General features: G+C 72.9%; 9 protein-coding genes and 2 pseudogenes. 5 read left to right on the forward strand and 6 right to left on the reverse strand.

Translation table 11 applies throughout. The features are described from left to right. Nucleotides 1-35: 35 nt before the first annotated feature. Nucleotides 36-1,292, reverse strand: coding sequence for a DUF2092 domain-containing protein (locus AB0F11_RS14955; RefSeq protein ID WP_362172584.1), 1,257 nt, complete (start codon nt 1,290-1,292; stop codon nt 36-38). Between the two features lie 250 nt (nt 1,293-1,542). Then, nucleotides 1,543-2,553 (reverse strand): polyprenyl synthetase family protein, encoded by a 1,011-nt coding sequence (locus AB0F11_RS14960; protein ID WP_362172587.1) that lies wholly within the window; start codon nt 2,551-2,553, stop codon nt 1,543-1,545. Between the two features lie 245 nt (nt 2,554-2,798). Here AB0F11_RS14960 and AB0F11_RS14965 point away from each other — a divergent pair, with 245 nt between their 5' ends. After that, a complete protein-coding gene (locus AB0F11_RS14965; protein ID WP_362172645.1) occupies nt 2,799-4,805 on the forward strand; it encodes a CocE/NonD family hydrolase in 2,007 nt (668 codons plus the stop codon). A gap of 167 nt (nt 4,806-4,972) precedes the next feature. Here AB0F11_RS14965 and AB0F11_RS14970 read toward each other — a convergent pair whose 3' ends face one another. Beyond that, complete coding sequence (locus AB0F11_RS14970) at nt 4,973-5,791, reverse strand: HAD family hydrolase (protein WP_362172590.1); 819 nt, start codon at nt 5,789-5,791, stop codon at nt 4,973-4,975. A 140-nt stretch (nt 5,792-5,931) separates the two neighbouring features. Between AB0F11_RS14970 and fahA the strand changes: the two genes are divergently transcribed. The 4 genes and pseudogenes from fahA (at nt 5,932) to AB0F11_RS14990 (ending at nt 9,360) form a co-directional block, all read left to right on the forward strand. Then, on the forward strand, nt 5,932-7,155 hold the full coding sequence (gene fahA / locus AB0F11_RS14975; protein WP_362172593.1) for a fumarylacetoacetase: 1,224 nt from the start codon (nt 5,932-5,934) through the stop codon (nt 7,153-7,155). A 232-nt stretch (nt 7,156-7,387) separates the two neighbouring features. After that, nucleotides 7,388-7,609 (forward strand): annotated as a pseudogene (locus AB0F11_RS14980) (GntR family transcriptional regulator); the annotation flags it as partial. A 149-nt stretch (nt 7,610-7,758) separates the two neighbouring features. Further along, a pseudogene (locus tag AB0F11_RS14985) lies at nt 7,759-8,636 on the forward strand (HEAT repeat domain-containing protein); the annotation flags it as partial. Nucleotides 8,637-8,751: 115 nt separating this feature from the next. Further along, complete coding sequence (locus tag AB0F11_RS14990) at nt 8,752-9,360, forward strand: Uma2 family endonuclease (RefSeq protein WP_362172595.1); 609 nt, start codon at nt 8,752-8,754, stop codon at nt 9,358-9,360. Nucleotides 9,361-9,432: 72 nt separating this feature from the next. Here AB0F11_RS14990 and nuoN read toward each other — a convergent pair whose 3' ends face one another. Genes nuoN through nuoL form a run of 3 tightly spaced genes read right to left on the reverse strand, consistent with a single transcriptional unit; the run spans nt 9,433 to nt 14,650 of the window. Next, nucleotides 9,433-11,091, reverse strand: coding sequence for an NADH-quinone oxidoreductase subunit NuoN (gene nuoN / locus AB0F11_RS14995; protein WP_362172598.1), 1,659 nt, complete (start codon nt 11,089-11,091; stop codon nt 9,433-9,435). Continuing rightward, the gene (locus tag AB0F11_RS15000; RefSeq protein WP_362172648.1) at nt 11,088-12,707 is read right to left on the reverse strand and encodes an NADH-quinone oxidoreductase subunit M; all 1,620 of its coding nucleotides are present in this window, start codon (nt 12,705-12,707) and stop codon (nt 11,088-11,090) included. Before AB0F11_RS15000 ends, nuoN begins: the two co-directional genes overlap by 4 nt. A 2-nt stretch (nt 12,708-12,709) precedes the next feature. Next, a complete protein-coding gene (gene nuoL, locus AB0F11_RS15005) occupies nt 12,710-14,650 on the reverse strand; it encodes an NADH-quinone oxidoreductase subunit L (RefSeq protein ID WP_362172601.1) in 1,941 nt (646 codons plus the stop codon). Nucleotides 14,651-14,656: the final 6 nt, after the last annotated feature.

Consider the following 14,656-nt stretch of genomic DNA (forward strand, 5'->3'; position numbering starts at 1 on the left):
GGTCGTCCGACGGCCGTCCGACGGCCGTGCGGCGGCTACTTGTTCGCGTTGGCCGCCTGCACCAGCGCGTCCTTGGTGACGGCGCCGACGTAGACCTTGCCGTCGTCCGTGATCAGCGCGTTGACCAGGCGGGTCTTGAAGAGCCGGCCTTCACCGAAGGATCCCTTGACCTTGTCCCCGAGGGAGTTCAGGAACTGCTTGGCCTCCTTGGGGGCGTTCTTGTCGTTCTCGATGTCCTTCAGGCTGCGGCCCGCGCCGGTGTCGATGCGGGCGATGGCCGACCAGCCCTCGCCGAGGACCTTCGCGCCGCCGTGCTCGCCGCCGGCTCCGCCGGGGCCGCCCGCGCCGCCGGTGATGGCCCCGAGGCCCGGGAAGGCGTCCAGGCCCTTGAACTCCTTGCCGTGGTGGCCGGGGCCGCCCTTGTCCGCGCCGCCCTTGGCCTCGTCCGCCTTGCCCTCGGTCACCTTGGCGCCCTTGGGCGGGGTGAAGGCGAAGGTGTCGGCGGCGGGCTTGGCGAAGTCCACCTTGGTGAAGCCGGCGTCGAGGACGGGCTTGCCGCCCTCGGCCGCGAGCAGCTGCACGCGCAGCGGCACGCCGTTCTTCGCGTCCACCGCGATCTTGACCGAGCCGACGGTGGAGCCGCCGTGCTTGGGCTTGAGCACCAGCTGGTAGGCGTCCCGGCCGGCCACCTGGGCGGTGTCGCCGACGCTGATGTCGGTGGTCGGCCCGGCGGACTGGATGACCTCCTGGGCGATCTGCTGCGGCGAGGCCGCGAGCCGGTCGGCGGTCTTCTTGTGGTCCTGGCCGGCGGACTTGGCCGCCTCGGGGTCCTTCTCGTGCCAGACCTCGTTGGCCTTGCTGTCGTAGCCCCAGACATCCGCGCCGTTGTGGACGATGCTGTACTCGTCCTTGCCGTCGACGAACGTCAGCTTCTGGCGGTCCGGACCGTCGGCCGCGACGCGCACGGTGTGGGTGCCGCTCGCCAGCTGGGCGATCTTGTCCTGCGGGTCGGCCGAGCCTCCGGAGACGCCGCCGCCCCCGGCGCCGCCGAGCAGGCCGCTCGCGAAGCCCGGCAGCCCCAGGTCCGTGCTGATCTTGGCGCTGCCGGACAGCTGCTGCACGTCCGAGGCGGCGATCTTCTCGATCAGCTGCTGGGCCGTCACCTTCGGCAGGTCCGGGCTGCCGGCGTTGGCGAAGGCCGGGACCATCGCGACCGTCGCCGCGGCCACGCCCGCCACCGCCACCGGTACGGCGTACCGGGCGGCCTTGCGGGTCTTTGCGTTCGTTGCCATGTCTGCCCTACCTCTTTGTGTACGGCGGCGGCCTTCCTTCATGCCTGTACGTGTCCACCCCGCGCCGCCACTCTCACCCGATCTGGTGGGGATGTGTCTCCATCTGACCAAAACGGAGGGGGTCGGGGCGTCACTCCGCGGAATCAACTGCGCGTACGCCCAAGGGATGACACGACGAGGGCCCCGCACCCCCTACCCGTAGGGGATGCGGAGCCCTGTGGCAGTACCTGCCGCCGTGGCCCTCGCGCGGCTAGCCGGCGCGGTGCACCACCGCGTCGCACAGCTCCTCCAGCGCCGCCTTGGCGAAGCAGTCGGGCAGCGGGGCGAGCATGTCGCGGGCGTCCTGCGCGTACCGGATGGTGTCGCGGCGGGCCCGCTCCAGCGCGGGGTGCACGCGCAGCCGGGAGAGCACCTCGGCGTGGCGGGCGTCGTCGCTGAGGTCGCCGTCCAGGAGGCGTACGAGCTCCAGGTCGTCCGGGTCGCCGCCCTGGGCCGCCATCTCGCGCAGCCGCAGCACGGGCAGCGTGGGGATGCCCTCGCGCAGGTCGGTGCCCGGGGTCTTGCCGGACTCGTGGGAGTCGGAGGCGATGTCGAGGACGTCGTCGGCGAGCTGGAAGGCGGTGCCGAGGCGTTCGCCGTACTGGGTGAGGATGTCGACGACCGACTCGTCGGCGCCGGACATCATCGCGCCGAACCGGCCGGAGACCGCGATCAGCGAGCCGGTCTTGCCGGCGATGACGTCGAGGTAGTGCGCGACCGGGTCGCGGCCGTCGCGCGGGCCGGCCGTCTCCAGGATCTGGCCGGTCACGAGCCGCTCGAAGGCCTCGGCCTGGACGCGGACGGCCTCCGGGCCGAGGTCCGCCAGGATGTGCGAGGCGCGGGCGAACAGGAAGTCACCCGTCAGGACGGCCACCGAGTTGCCCCAGCGGGTGTTGGCGCTGGCCACTCCGCGGCGGACCTCCGCCTCGTCCATGACGTCGTCGTGGTAGAGCGTCGCCAGATGGGTGAGCTCCACGACGACCGCGGAGGGGACGATGCCCGGCGCGTACGGGTCGCCGAAGCGGGACGCGAGCATGACCAGCAGCGGCCGGAACCGCTTGCCGCCGGCCTTGACCAGGTGCTGTGCGGCCTCGGTGATGAAGGGGACTTCGCTCTTGGTGGCCTCCAGCAGACCCGCCTCGACGGCGGCCAGTCCGGCCTGGACATCGGTCTCAAGAGCCTGGTCCCGCACGCTCAGTCCGAACGGCCCGACGACGGTCACGAGGGGTACTCCTGTCTGCTGACGATCACGCTGACGATCACCTGGATTGTCGATGTGTCGCTGCCATCACTCAAGCCAGCGTATCCGGTCTGTTTTCGATCACCGAGAGCACCCGTCACGCCGCCGCCGGCGCGCGGTCCGACACGGCCCGGTATGTTCGTGTCATCCCGAAACAACCGGAGATACCTTTCTGTCACAGTTTGCCGGGACACTGACCGGCCGTGGCGTCCGAGCCGGAGGCGGGCATGCTCATCCGTACCGACTTCCCGTACGGGACCACCCGCGAGGACGTCCGGATCCCGATGCCCGACGGCGTACGGCTGTACGCGCGGATCTGGCGCCCCGTGACGGACACGCCCGTCCCGGCCCTGCTGGAGTACCTGCCGCACCGGCTGACGGACGCCACCGCCCCGCGCGACGCGCAGCGCCACCCCTGGTACGCGGGCCACGGCTACGCCTCCGTGCGGGTGGACGTACGCGGCCACGGGTGCAGCGGCGGCCGCCCCGGCGACCGGTACGCCCCGCGGGAACTCGCCGACGGGGTCGCGGTGGTGGAGTGGCTGGCGGCGCAGCCGTGGTGCACGGGGTCCGTGGGGATGTTCGGGATCGGGTGGGGAGGCACCGCCGCCCTCCAGATCGCGGCGTTCTCCCCCGAGGCCCTCAAGGCGGTGGTGACGGTCGGCTCCACCGACGACCGCTTCGACAACGACGGCCACGGCGCGGGCGGCTGCGTGCCGGCCGAGGCCGTGGCCGCACGGTCGGCGGCCCTGCTGGCCCTCACCGCCCGCCCGCCGGACCCGCTGTACGCCGGTGACGGCTGGCGCGAGCAGTGGCTGGCCCGGCTGGAGGCCGTGGAACCGGCCGTCCACGCCTGGCTGGCGCACGGCACCCGCGACGAGCACTGGCGCCACGGCAGCGTCTGCGAGGACTACGGGGCGATCGGCGCGGCCGTCCTCGCCGTCGGCGGCCTGCACGACCCGCACCGGGACACGGTGCTGCGGCTCGTCACCCATCTGCCCGCCGACCGGGTCCGCGGGCTGCTCGGGCCCTGGCCGCACGACTACCCGGACCGCGCCGCGGCGCCGGGCCCCGCGATCGGCTTCCTCCAGGAGACGCTGCGCTGGTGGGACCACTGGCTCCGGGGCGCGGCCAACGGGGCGATGGACACGCCGCTGCTGCGGTCCTGGATCGCGCCGTCGCACCCGCCGGCGCCCGCGTACGAGGCGCTGCCGGGGCGCTGGGTCGGGGAGGCCGCCTGGCCCTCGCCGGCCGTCACCCCGGTCACGTACGGGCTCCAGGGCGTGCCGGTGGCCGTGGCCTCGCCGCAGCAGACCGGGGTGGACGCCGGCCGGTGCGTGCCGGTCGGGGGCGCCGCCGACCTGCCGCCGGACCAGCGCGCGGAGGACGCGCGGTCCGCCTGCTTCGAGTTCCCGGTGGCGGGCGCCGCGCCCGTGGAGGTCCTGGGCCGGCCGCTTGCCGTGCTCCGGCTGCGGATGGACGTCCCGTACGGGCAGGTGGCGGCCCGCCTGTGCGACGTGGCCCCGGACGGCTCCTCCACGCTGGTCACCCGGGGCGCGCTGAACCTCTCGGCCCGCCTCGGCCGCGACAAGGCGGTGCCGTGGCCGGTGGGCGCGTACGAGGACGTGGTCGTCGAGCTGGGCGCCACCGGGCACGCCTTCGCCCCGGGCCACCGCATCCGGCTCGCCCTCTCCTCCGCCTACTGGCCGTGGCTCTGGCCGCGGGCCGGCTCCGGGGCCGGCTGGACCCTGGACCCGGCGGGCAGCGCGCTGGTCCTCCCGGTGCGCGGGCCGTCGCCGGGGGCGGATGCGGGCATCGCGTTCGAGCCGCCCGAACAGGCCGAGCCGCTCGGGGTGAGCGTCCCGGCCACCCTGGACGAGCCGCGCCCCGAGCGGCTGGTCGTACGGGACGTGGCACGCGGCACGTGGCGCCTGGAGGCGGACCCGCGCCGCGGCGGGACCCGGCTCCACCCGGACGGCCTGGAGTACGGCGAGGAGGCCACCGAGGTGTACGAGATCCAGGAGGCGGACCCGCTGTCGGCCCGGACCCGCGCCGACTGGCGGATCCGCCTGCACCGCCCCGAGCCGGCCTGGGACGTCCGGATCGAGACCCACTCCGAAATCACCTGCGACGAGGGCGCCTTCCTGACCTCGGACGAACTGGTGTGCCGCGAGGCCGACGAAATCGTCTTCCACCGCACCTGGCAACGCCGCCTCCCCCGCACTGCCGGCTGAGCCCACCGGCCCCATTCCGGCCCCGCCGGCGTGTGAGGCGCAGGGTCTGTGGCGGAGCCCCAGGGGCCACGGCTCCGCTCCCGCCGGCTCCGGCATTCCGGCCCCGCCGACGGCATCCCACCCCGCCGGCGTACGGGGCACACCCTCCGGAGCGGAGCGCAGACGGCTCAGCCGAACAGCCGCTCCAGCACCACCGCGATGCCGTCCTGCTCGTTGGACAGCGTCACCTCGTCGGCGACCGCCACCAGCTCCCGATGGGCATTGGCCATGGCCACGCCGTACGCCGCCCACGCAAACATGGGGACGTCATTCGGCATGTCTCCGAAGGCGATGGTGTGCGCCGGCTCCACCCCCAGCAGCCCGGCGGCCCGCGCCAGCCCGCTCGCCTTGCTCACACCCCTCGGCTGGAGCTCCACGGTGTGCTCCCCGGCCATCGTCACGTTGACCAGGTGCCCGACCACCCCCCGCGCCACCCGCGTCAGCTCGTCGTCGTCGAGCTCGGGGTGCTGCAGCAGCACCTTGTTGATGGGCGCCGCCCACAGGTCGGCCCGCCCCCGCACCCGCACCGTCGGCAGGTGCGGGTGCGGCATCCGGTAGCCGGGCCCCATCAGCACCGCGGCGTCGACCCCCTCCTGGTCGACCGCCGCGTAGACCTCGCCGATCTCCGCCTCGATCTTGCCGAGCGCGACCTCCGCCAGCTCGCGGTCCATCTCGACGGAGTGCAACAGGCTCCCGCGCGCCGCGTCATACACCTGCGCGCCCTGCCCGCACACCGCGAGCCCCGTGTACCCAAGGCTGTCGAGGACATGGCGGACCTGTGGAACGGGGCGCCCGGTGACGATGATGTGCTGCGCGCCCGCGGCGCGCGCCGTCGCGAGCGCCGCGTACGAGCGGGCGGAGACCGTGTCTCCGGCGCGCAGCAGGGTCCCGTCCAGGTCAGTGGCGATCAAAGAGAAAGGGAGGGCCGAAAGCGGAGCGGAAGTCACGGCGCAAGGATACGGACCCCAGTGGACAAGTCCTACAAATAGCGCCCGAATCCCGCCTCCCGCAGGCCCCACCAGCCACGTAACGTATCAACCAGCCCCCGGGACACCCCCGGACCGCATCGAAAGCGAGGCAGTACCCCATGCCCCAGCAGAGCCCCCTCGATGTCCCCGAGGGCGACCCGTTCGGGCCGCACAACCTCCCGTACGGCGTCTTCTCCACCGACGGCGACGCCCGCCGCCGCATCGGCGTGCGGATCGGCGGACACGTGCTCGACGCCGGGGCCGCCGCACACGCGCTCGGCTCCCCGTACGCCGAACTGCTCGGGCAGTCCTCGCTCAACCCGCTGCTGGCCGCGGGCCGCACCGCCTGGCGCGACGTGCGCCGCGCCCTGACCGCCTGGGTCACCGACCCCGGCCACCGCGCGACCGTCGAACCGCACGTCCTCCCGCTGGACGCGGTCACCCTGCACCTGCCGTACGAGGTCGCCGACTACGTCGACTTCTACGCCAGCGAGCACCACGCCACCAACGTGGGCCGCATGTTCCGCCCCGACGGCGAGCCGCTCACCCCCAACTGGAAGTACCTGCCGATCGGTTACCACGGCCGCTCCGGCACCATCGTCGTCTCCGGCACCGACGTCGTGCGCCCCTCGGGACAGCGCAAGACCCCCGCCGACGCCGCGCCGGTCTTCGGCCCGTCGGTCAAGCTCGACATCGAGGCCGAGGTCGGCTTCGTCGTCGGCACGCCCTCCCGGATGGGCAGCCCGGTCGCCCTCGGCGACTTCGAGGACCACGTCTTCGGCCTGTTCCTCCTCAACGACTGGTCCGCGCGCGACATCCAGGCCTGGGAGTACGTCCCGCTCGGCCCGTTCCTCGGCAAGTCCTTCGCCACCTCCGTCTCCGCCTGGGTGACCCCGCTGGAGGCCCTGGACGCCGCCCGCACCGCCCCGCCGGCCCGCGACTTCCCGCTGCTGCCCTACCTCGACGACGCCGACGCCGAGCGGCCCGGCGGCTTCGACCTGCACATCACCGTCTCCATCAACGGGCAGGAGGTCGCGCAGCCGCCGTTCGCGACGATGTACTGGACCGCCGCCCAGCAGCTCGCCCACATGACCGTCAACGGCGCCTCGCTGCGCACCGGCGACGTCTTCGGCTCCGGCACCGTCAGCGGCCCCGAGGTGGCCCAGCGCGGCTCCCTGCTGGAGCTCACCTGGAACGGCCGCGACGCCATCGAGCTGACCGACGGCAAGCGCACCTTCCTCGAGGACGGCGACACGGTCACCCTCACCGCCTGGGCCCCCGGTCCGGCCGGCACCCGCGTCGGCCTCGGCGAGGTCACGGGCCGCATCACCCCGGCCCACTGACGCCCCCGCCCCGCTGACCGCCTCCGGCGGGCGCCGCGCGCGCCCGCCGGACCCCCAGTCCGGTCCGTGGGACGCGATCCGCCCACTGCGTGGGACGACAGCCACCCCCGCGGTGGCGGATCTTTTTCGCCGCCCGGCGAAAACGCAGGTCACACGGGTCCCTCCGTCGGCCCGCAGTGGCGCAATACTGCGGCAACACCACCGGGTGCGAGCCGTCGGTATGTTCCCTCGCATGCCAGCCGAACGCACCCGTGAGCACGCCGTACCGGTCGCCGCCGCGCGCCGGCGGCGACCGCGCGCGGACCAGGCGCGGCAGCTCGCCGACCTGCTGCGCCACCAGATCCTGGCGGGCGGCTTTCCCGGCGGGGCCCTCCCCCTGGAGGACGCACTCGCCGCCGACTACGGCGCCGGCCGCAACACCGTCCGCCAGGCCCTGGACCTGCTGCGCGGCGAGCGGCGCCCCCGGTGGCCACAGCGGGCCACCGCGAGACGCCCCCGCGCCCGGGCGGGAGCCCGGCCCCGGCCGCTGCCCCCGGCTCGGGAGCGGCGGAAGCCACCGCCGCGGCCGACGCCCCGGGGGCCGACACGGGGGCCGCCGACGGGGCCGCCTCGCCACGGCTGCTCGCGCTGCTCGCCCTCGCCGAGGAGGCCCCGTCCCTCGACGGGCTGGCGCCCTACCTCGCCGACCCCGACCCGGCGGTGCGGGCCGCCGCGGTCGCCGTCCTCACCGAGACCGCCCCGGCCGGGGCCGGCCCCGTCCTCGCCGCCCGGCTGGCCGATCCGGCACCGGCAGGCGGTACGGGCGGCGGCCGCCGCCTCGCTGCGGGAGCTGGTGGAGGTGCTGGAGCCGGATCCGGAGCTGGGGGCCGCCCTGCGCGCGGCGCTGGCCGTGGCGGACCCGGCGGTGCGCGCCGCGGCCCTGGAGGCCCTGCGGGCGCTGCGGCTCGGCGGGGCCGGGCTGTACGCGGGCCTGCTGGGCGACGCCGACCCGGAGGTCCGCATCCACGCCGTCCGCGCCCTGGTCTCCGTGGACGCCGTCGCGGAGCTGGTCCGGGCCGCCGGGGACACCGCCCGCGAGGTCCGGGTGGCCGCGGCGAAGGGGCTGGCCGCGGTCCGGGCGCCCCGCCCGGAGCCGCTCGCGCCGCTGCTGGCCGACCCGGACCCGCTGGTGCGGGGCGCGGCGCTGGCCGCCCTGGCCACCACCGGCTGCCCGCCCCCGTACGCGGCGGCCGCGGCGGCCGCCCTGGCCGACCCGGCCTGGCAGGTCCGCGCGGGCGGGGCCACGGCTCTGCGCGCCGCCGACCCGGCAGGGGCCCGTACCGGCCCTGGCGGCGGCCCTGTCCGACCCGAACGCGGACGTCCGCAAGGCCGCCGTCCTGTCCCTCCTCCCCCACCGCACCCACCCGTCCGCCCGCACGGCCCTGACCACGGCCACCGAGGACCCGGACGCCGACGTCCGCGCATATGCCACTCGCCCGTGACGGCGGCACATGGTCAACACGCCGTCGCCCGCTCACACGTGCGGGCGGTCCTGGGACGATCCCCGGCGATACGCTGGACGGACTCGCGAGACTCCGTGGCATGGGAGCACTACCGATGAGCGTCGACCCCGAGGACAACGAGCCGACCTACCACTGGCCCGTTCCGCCCGCCGGGGGCTGGACCGCCGACGATCTTGACCGGCTTCCGAACCTGCCTCCGCACACGGAGCTGATCGACGGGATGCTGGCGTTCGTGAGTCCGCAGACGATGTTCCATTCGCGCACGATCGATTTCTTCAACTGGCACTTGCAGTCTCTGGTACCGCGGGGGCTGGAGGTCATCCGCGAGTTCACCATCGACATCGACCGTTACAACCGCCCCGAGCCGGATGTGATCGTCGTCGACGAGGACGTGATCCAGGGCATGGAGCAGACTCGTTTCCCCGCGGCATCCGTGCGTCTGGCCATCGAGGTGGTTTCCCCGGACTCGGTCGCGCGAGATCGCACTCTCAAGCCTGCCAAGTATGCGGGCGCCGGAATCCCACACTTCTGGCGGGTCGAGAACAGCGACGGGCGGGCTGTGGTCTACGTCTACGAACTGGACCCTTCCAACAGCAGCTACGGGACCGCAGGTATTTTCCACGGCCGCCTCAAGGTTGACGTCCCCTTCCCCATCGACCTCGACCTCACCGAGATCACCCCGAAGCACCGGCGGCCCGAGTAGCCGTACACCGGTACGGCCGAGGGCCCGTCCCCCGCTTCGGGGACGGGCCCTCGGCCTCAGAGGGTGCGCCGGCTACCGGACGAACGTGCTCGCCTGGCCCGCCAGGTCCAGGAAGTACTGCGGGGCCAGGCCCAGGACCAGGGTGACGGCGACGCCGACCGCGATCGTCGTCATCGTCAGCGGCGACGGCACGGCCACCGTCGGGCCGTCCGCCTTCGGCTCGCTGAAGAACATCAGGACGATCACCCGGATGTAGAAGAACGCGGCGATCGCCGAGGAGATCACACCGATCACCACCAGCGCTCCCGCACCGCCTTCCGCCGCCGCCTTGAACACCGCGAACTTGCCGGAGAAGCCGGAGGTCAGCGGGATGCCCGCGAAGGCCAGCAGGAACACCGCGAAGACGGCCGCGGTCAGCGGCGAACGCCGCCCGAGCCCGGCCCACTTCGACAGGTGCGTCGCCTCTCCGCCCGCGTCGCGCACCAGCGTGACCACCGCGAACGCGCCGATCGTCACGAAGGAGTAGGCGGCGAGGTAGAACAGGACGGACTGGACGCCCTGCGCCGAGGTGGCGATCACACCGGCCAGGATGAAGCCGGCGTGCGCGATCGAGGAGTAGGCCAGCAGCCGCTTGACGTCGGTCTGCGTCACCGCGATGACAGCACCGGCGAGCATCGTCACGATGGCCACGGCCCACATCACCGGCCGCCAGTCCCACCGCAGCCCCGGCAGGACCACGTACAGCAGCCGCAGCAGCGCGCCGAAGGCCGCGACCTTCGTCGCCGCCGCCATGAAGCCCGTGACCGGGGTCGGGGCGCCCTGGTAGACGTCGGGGGTCCACATGTGGAACGGGACCGCGCCGACCTTGAACAGCAGGCCCATCAGGACCAGCGCCCCGCCGATCAGCAGCAGCGCGTCGTTGCCCATGGTGTCGGCGAGCGCCGGGTCGATGTTGGCCACCGTGCCGTCGACGACGTCGGCGATCGCCGCGTACGAGACGGAGCCCGCGTAGCCGTAGATCAGGGCGATGCCGAACAGCAGGAACGCCGACGAGAAGGCGCCCAGCAGGAAGTACTTCACCGCGGCCTCCTGCGACATCAGCCGCTGGCGGCGGGCGAGGGCGCAGAGCAGGTACAGCGGGAGGGAGAAGACCTCCAGGGCCACGAACAGCGTCAGCAGGTCGGCGGCCGCCGGGAAGACCAGCATGCCGGAGATCGCGAACAGGGCGAGCGGGAAGACCTCGGTGGTGGTGAACCCGGCCTTGACGGCGGCCTGCTCGCTCTCGCTGCCCGGCACGGAGGCCGCCTGGGCGGCGAAGGAGTCCACCCGCTTGCCGTGCGCCCGGGGGTCCAGGCGCCGTTCGGCGAAGGTGAAGACGGCCACGATCGAGGCCAGCAGGATGGTGCCCTGCAGGAACAGGGCGGGCCCGTCGACGGCGACGGCGCCCATGGCCGCGATGTGCGCCTTGTCCCCCGCGTACCCGCCGGCGGCGAGCCCGACGACCGCCGCGAACGCCGAGGCGAGCGCGGCGACGGCGAGGAACACCTGCACGTAGTAGCGGGACCGGCGCGGGACGAAGGCCTCGACGAGGATCCCGAGGACCGCCGCGCCCACCACGATGAGCGTGGGCGCGAGCTGCGCGTACTCGATGTGCGGGGCGGGGATCCGCTCGGCGGGCGGCGCCTGGGCGGCGAGCGCCCACACCCCCTGGGCAGCAGTTGCGGTGCTCACTTCGCCGCCTCCCCGTTCCTGGCCTCGACAGCCACCTCGGGCTTCGGGTCCTTCTGGTTCACGTCCGACAGGGTGTGCTGCACCGCCGGGTTGACGATGTCGGTCAGCGGCTTGGGGTACACGCCCAGTCCGATCAGCAGCGCGATCAGCGGGGCGACCACGAGCAGCTCGCGCAGGCGCAGGTCCGGCATGGTGCGGACCTCCTCCTTCACGGGGCCGGTCATGGTGCGCTGGTAGAGCACCAGCGTGTAGAGGGCGGCCAGGACGATGCCGATCGTGGCGATGACACCGATGGCCGGATACCGGGAGAACGTGCCGACCAACACCAGGAATTCGCTGACGAACGGCGCGAGGCCCGGCAGCGAGAGGGTGGCGAGGCCGCCGATCAGGAAGGTGCCGGCGAGCACCGGGGCCACCTTCTGCACGCCGCCGTAGTCGGCGATGAGCCGGGAGCCGCGGCGCGAGATCAGGAAGCCGGCGACGAGCATCAGCGCCGCCGTCGACAGGCCGTGGTTGACCATGTAGAGCGTGGCCCCGGACTGCCCCTGGGAGGTCATCGCGAAGATGCCCAGGATGATGAAGCCGAAGTGCGAGATCGAGGCGTACGCGACCAGCCGCTTGATGTCGCGCTGCCCGACCGCGAGCAGCGCGCCGTAGACGATGCTGACCAGGGCCAGGACGAGGATCACCGGGGTGGCCCACTTGCTGGCGTCGGGGAAGAGCCCGAGGCAGAAGCGGAGCATCGCGAAGGTGCCGACCTTGTCGACGACCGCGGTGATCAGCACGGCGACCGGGGCGGTGGCCTCGCCCATCGCGTTCGGCAGCCAGGTGTGCAGCGGCCACAGCGGGGCCTTCACCGCGAAGGCGAAGAAGAAGCCGAGGAACAGCAGCCGTTCGGTGTTGGTCGCCATGTCCAGGGTGCCGGCGGCGCGGGCGGCCGTGATCTCCTGGAGCGAGAAGTTCCCGGCGACGACGTACAGCCCGATGACGGCGGCCAGCATGATCAGGCCGCCGACCAGGTTGTAGAGGAGGAACTTGACCGCCGCGTACGACCGCTGCGCGGCCGCGTTCTCGTCCGAGCCGCCCGGCGCGTCAGCGCCATATCGGGCCGCAGTTGCCCGGTCCCCGAAGCCGCCGATGAGGAAGTACATCGGGATGAGCATGGCTTCGAAGAAGATGTAGAAGAGGAAGACGTCGGTGGCCTCGAAGGAGATGACCACCATCGCCTCGACCATGAGGATCAGGGCGAAGAAGCCCTGGGTCGGCCGCCAGCGTTGACTCTTGTTCTCCAACGGATCCGCGTCGTGCCACCCGGCCAGGAGGATGAAGGGGATCAGCAGCGCGGTCAGCCCGATCAGCGCCACCCCGATGCCGTCGACGCCGAGTTCGTAGCGGACGCCGAAGTCGGCGATCCAGCTGTGGGACTCGGTGAGCTGGTAGCGCGCGCCGCCGGGCTCGAAGCGGACCGCGACGAGCACGGCCAGCGCCAGCGTGGCCAGCGAGAAGAGCAGCGCGAGCCACTTGGCGGCGGTCCGCCGGGCGGCCGGGACGGCCGCCGTGAGGACCGCGCCGGCCGCGGGGACCGCGGCCGTCACCGTCAACAACGGAAAGGACATACTCACACCGCCCTCATCAGCAGGGTCGCGGCGATGAGGATCGCCGTGCCCCCGAACATCGAGACCGCGTAGCTGCGGGCGTAGCCGTTCTGGAGCTTGCGCAGCCGGCCCGACAGGCCGCCGACCGAGGCGGCGGTCCCGTTGACGACCCCGTCGACCAGGCTGTGGTCGACGTACACCAGGGAGCGGGTCAGGTGCTCCCCGCCGCGCACCAGCACGATGTGGTTGAAGTCGTCCTGGAGCAGGTCGCGACGGGCGGCCCGGGTGAGCAGGCTGCCCCGCGGCGCGGTGACCGGGACCGGCCGGCGCCCGTACATGGCCCAGGCGATCGCGACGCCGATGACCAGGCAGACCATCGTCGCGAGGGTGACGCTCATGGCGCTGACCGGAGGGTTGCCGTGCTCGTACCCGGTGACGGGCTCCAGCCACTTCAGGAACCGGTCGCCGATGGCGAAGAAGGCGCCGGCGAAGACCGAGCCGAAGGCCAGCAGGATCATCGGGACCGTCATGGACTTCGGGGACTCGTGCGGGTGCGGCAGTTCCCCGGCGTGGTGCTCGGCGGCGGGCTCGGCGCTCGGCACCTTGTCGGCGTCGGGGGCGGGCTGCCAGCGCTTCTCGCCGAAGAAGGTCATCAGCATGACCCGGGTCATGTAGAAGGCGGTGATGGCCGCGCCGAGGAGGGCCGCGCCGCCGAGGACCCAGCCCTCGGTGCCGCCCTTGGCGAAGGCCGCCTCGATGATCTTGTCCTTGGAGAAGAAGCCGGACAGGCCCGGGAAGCCGATGATGGCCAGGTAGCCGAGGCCGAAGGTCACGAAGGTGATCGGCATGTACCGGCGCAGGCCGCCGTACTTGCGCATGTCGACCTCGTCGTTCATCCCGTGCATCACGGAGCCGGCGCCGAGGAAGAGGCCCGCCTTGAAGAAGCCGTGCGTCACCAGGTGCATGATCGCGAAGACGTAGCCGATGGGGCCGAGGCCGGCGGCGAGGACCATGTAGCCGATCTGCGACATCGTCGACCCCGCGAGGGCCTTCTTGATGTCGTCCTTCGCGCAACCGACGATCGCACCGAAGAGCAGCGTGACCGCGCCCACGACGGTGACGACGAGCTGTGCGTCGGGCGCCCCGTTGAAGATCGCCCCGGAGCGGACGATCAGGTAGACGCCGGCGGTGACCATGGTCGCGGCGTGGATGAGGGCCGAGACCGGGGTCGGGCCCTCCATCGCGTCGCCGAGCCAGGACTGCAGCGGCACCTGCGCCGACTTGCCGCAGGCGGCGAGCAGCAGCATCAGGGCGATCGCGGTCAGCGTCCCCTCGGACGCCTTGCCCGCCGAGTCCAGCACCGGCCCGAACGCGAAGGTCCCGAAGGTGGTGAACATGACCATGATCGCGATGGAGAGCCCCATGTCGCCGACCCGGTTGACCAGGAAGGCCTTCTTCGCGGCGGTCGCCGCGCTGGGCTTGTGCTGCCAGAAGCCGATGAGCAGGTACGAGGCCAGGCCCACGCCCTCCCAGCCGACGTACAGCAGCAGGTAGTTGTCGGCGAGGACCAGCAGCAGCATCGCCGCGAGGAAGAGGTTCAGGTAGCCGAAGAAGCGGCGGCGGCGCTCGTCGTGCTCCATGTACCCGATCGAGTACACGTGGATGAGCGTGCCCACCCCGGAGATCAGCAGGACGAACGTCATCGACAGCTGGTCCAGCCGGAAGGCGACGTCCGCCTGGAAGCCCTCGACCGGGATCCAGCGGTACAGGAACTGGTGCAGGGTCCGCTCGTCGGCGCTGCGCCCCAGCATGTCCGCGAACAGGGCGACGCCGATGCCGAAGGAGACGGCGGCGAGCAGGGTGCCGATCCAGTGGCCGGCCCCGTCGAGGCGCCGGCCGCCGCACAGCAGCACCGCCGCTCCCAGCAGGGGCGCCGCCACCAGCAGCGCAATCAGATTCTCCACTGTGTA

It is taken from the genome of Streptomyces sp. NPDC032472 (assembly GCF_040636955.1).
GTDB lineage: Bacteria > Actinomycetota > Actinomycetes > Streptomycetales > Streptomycetaceae > Streptomyces.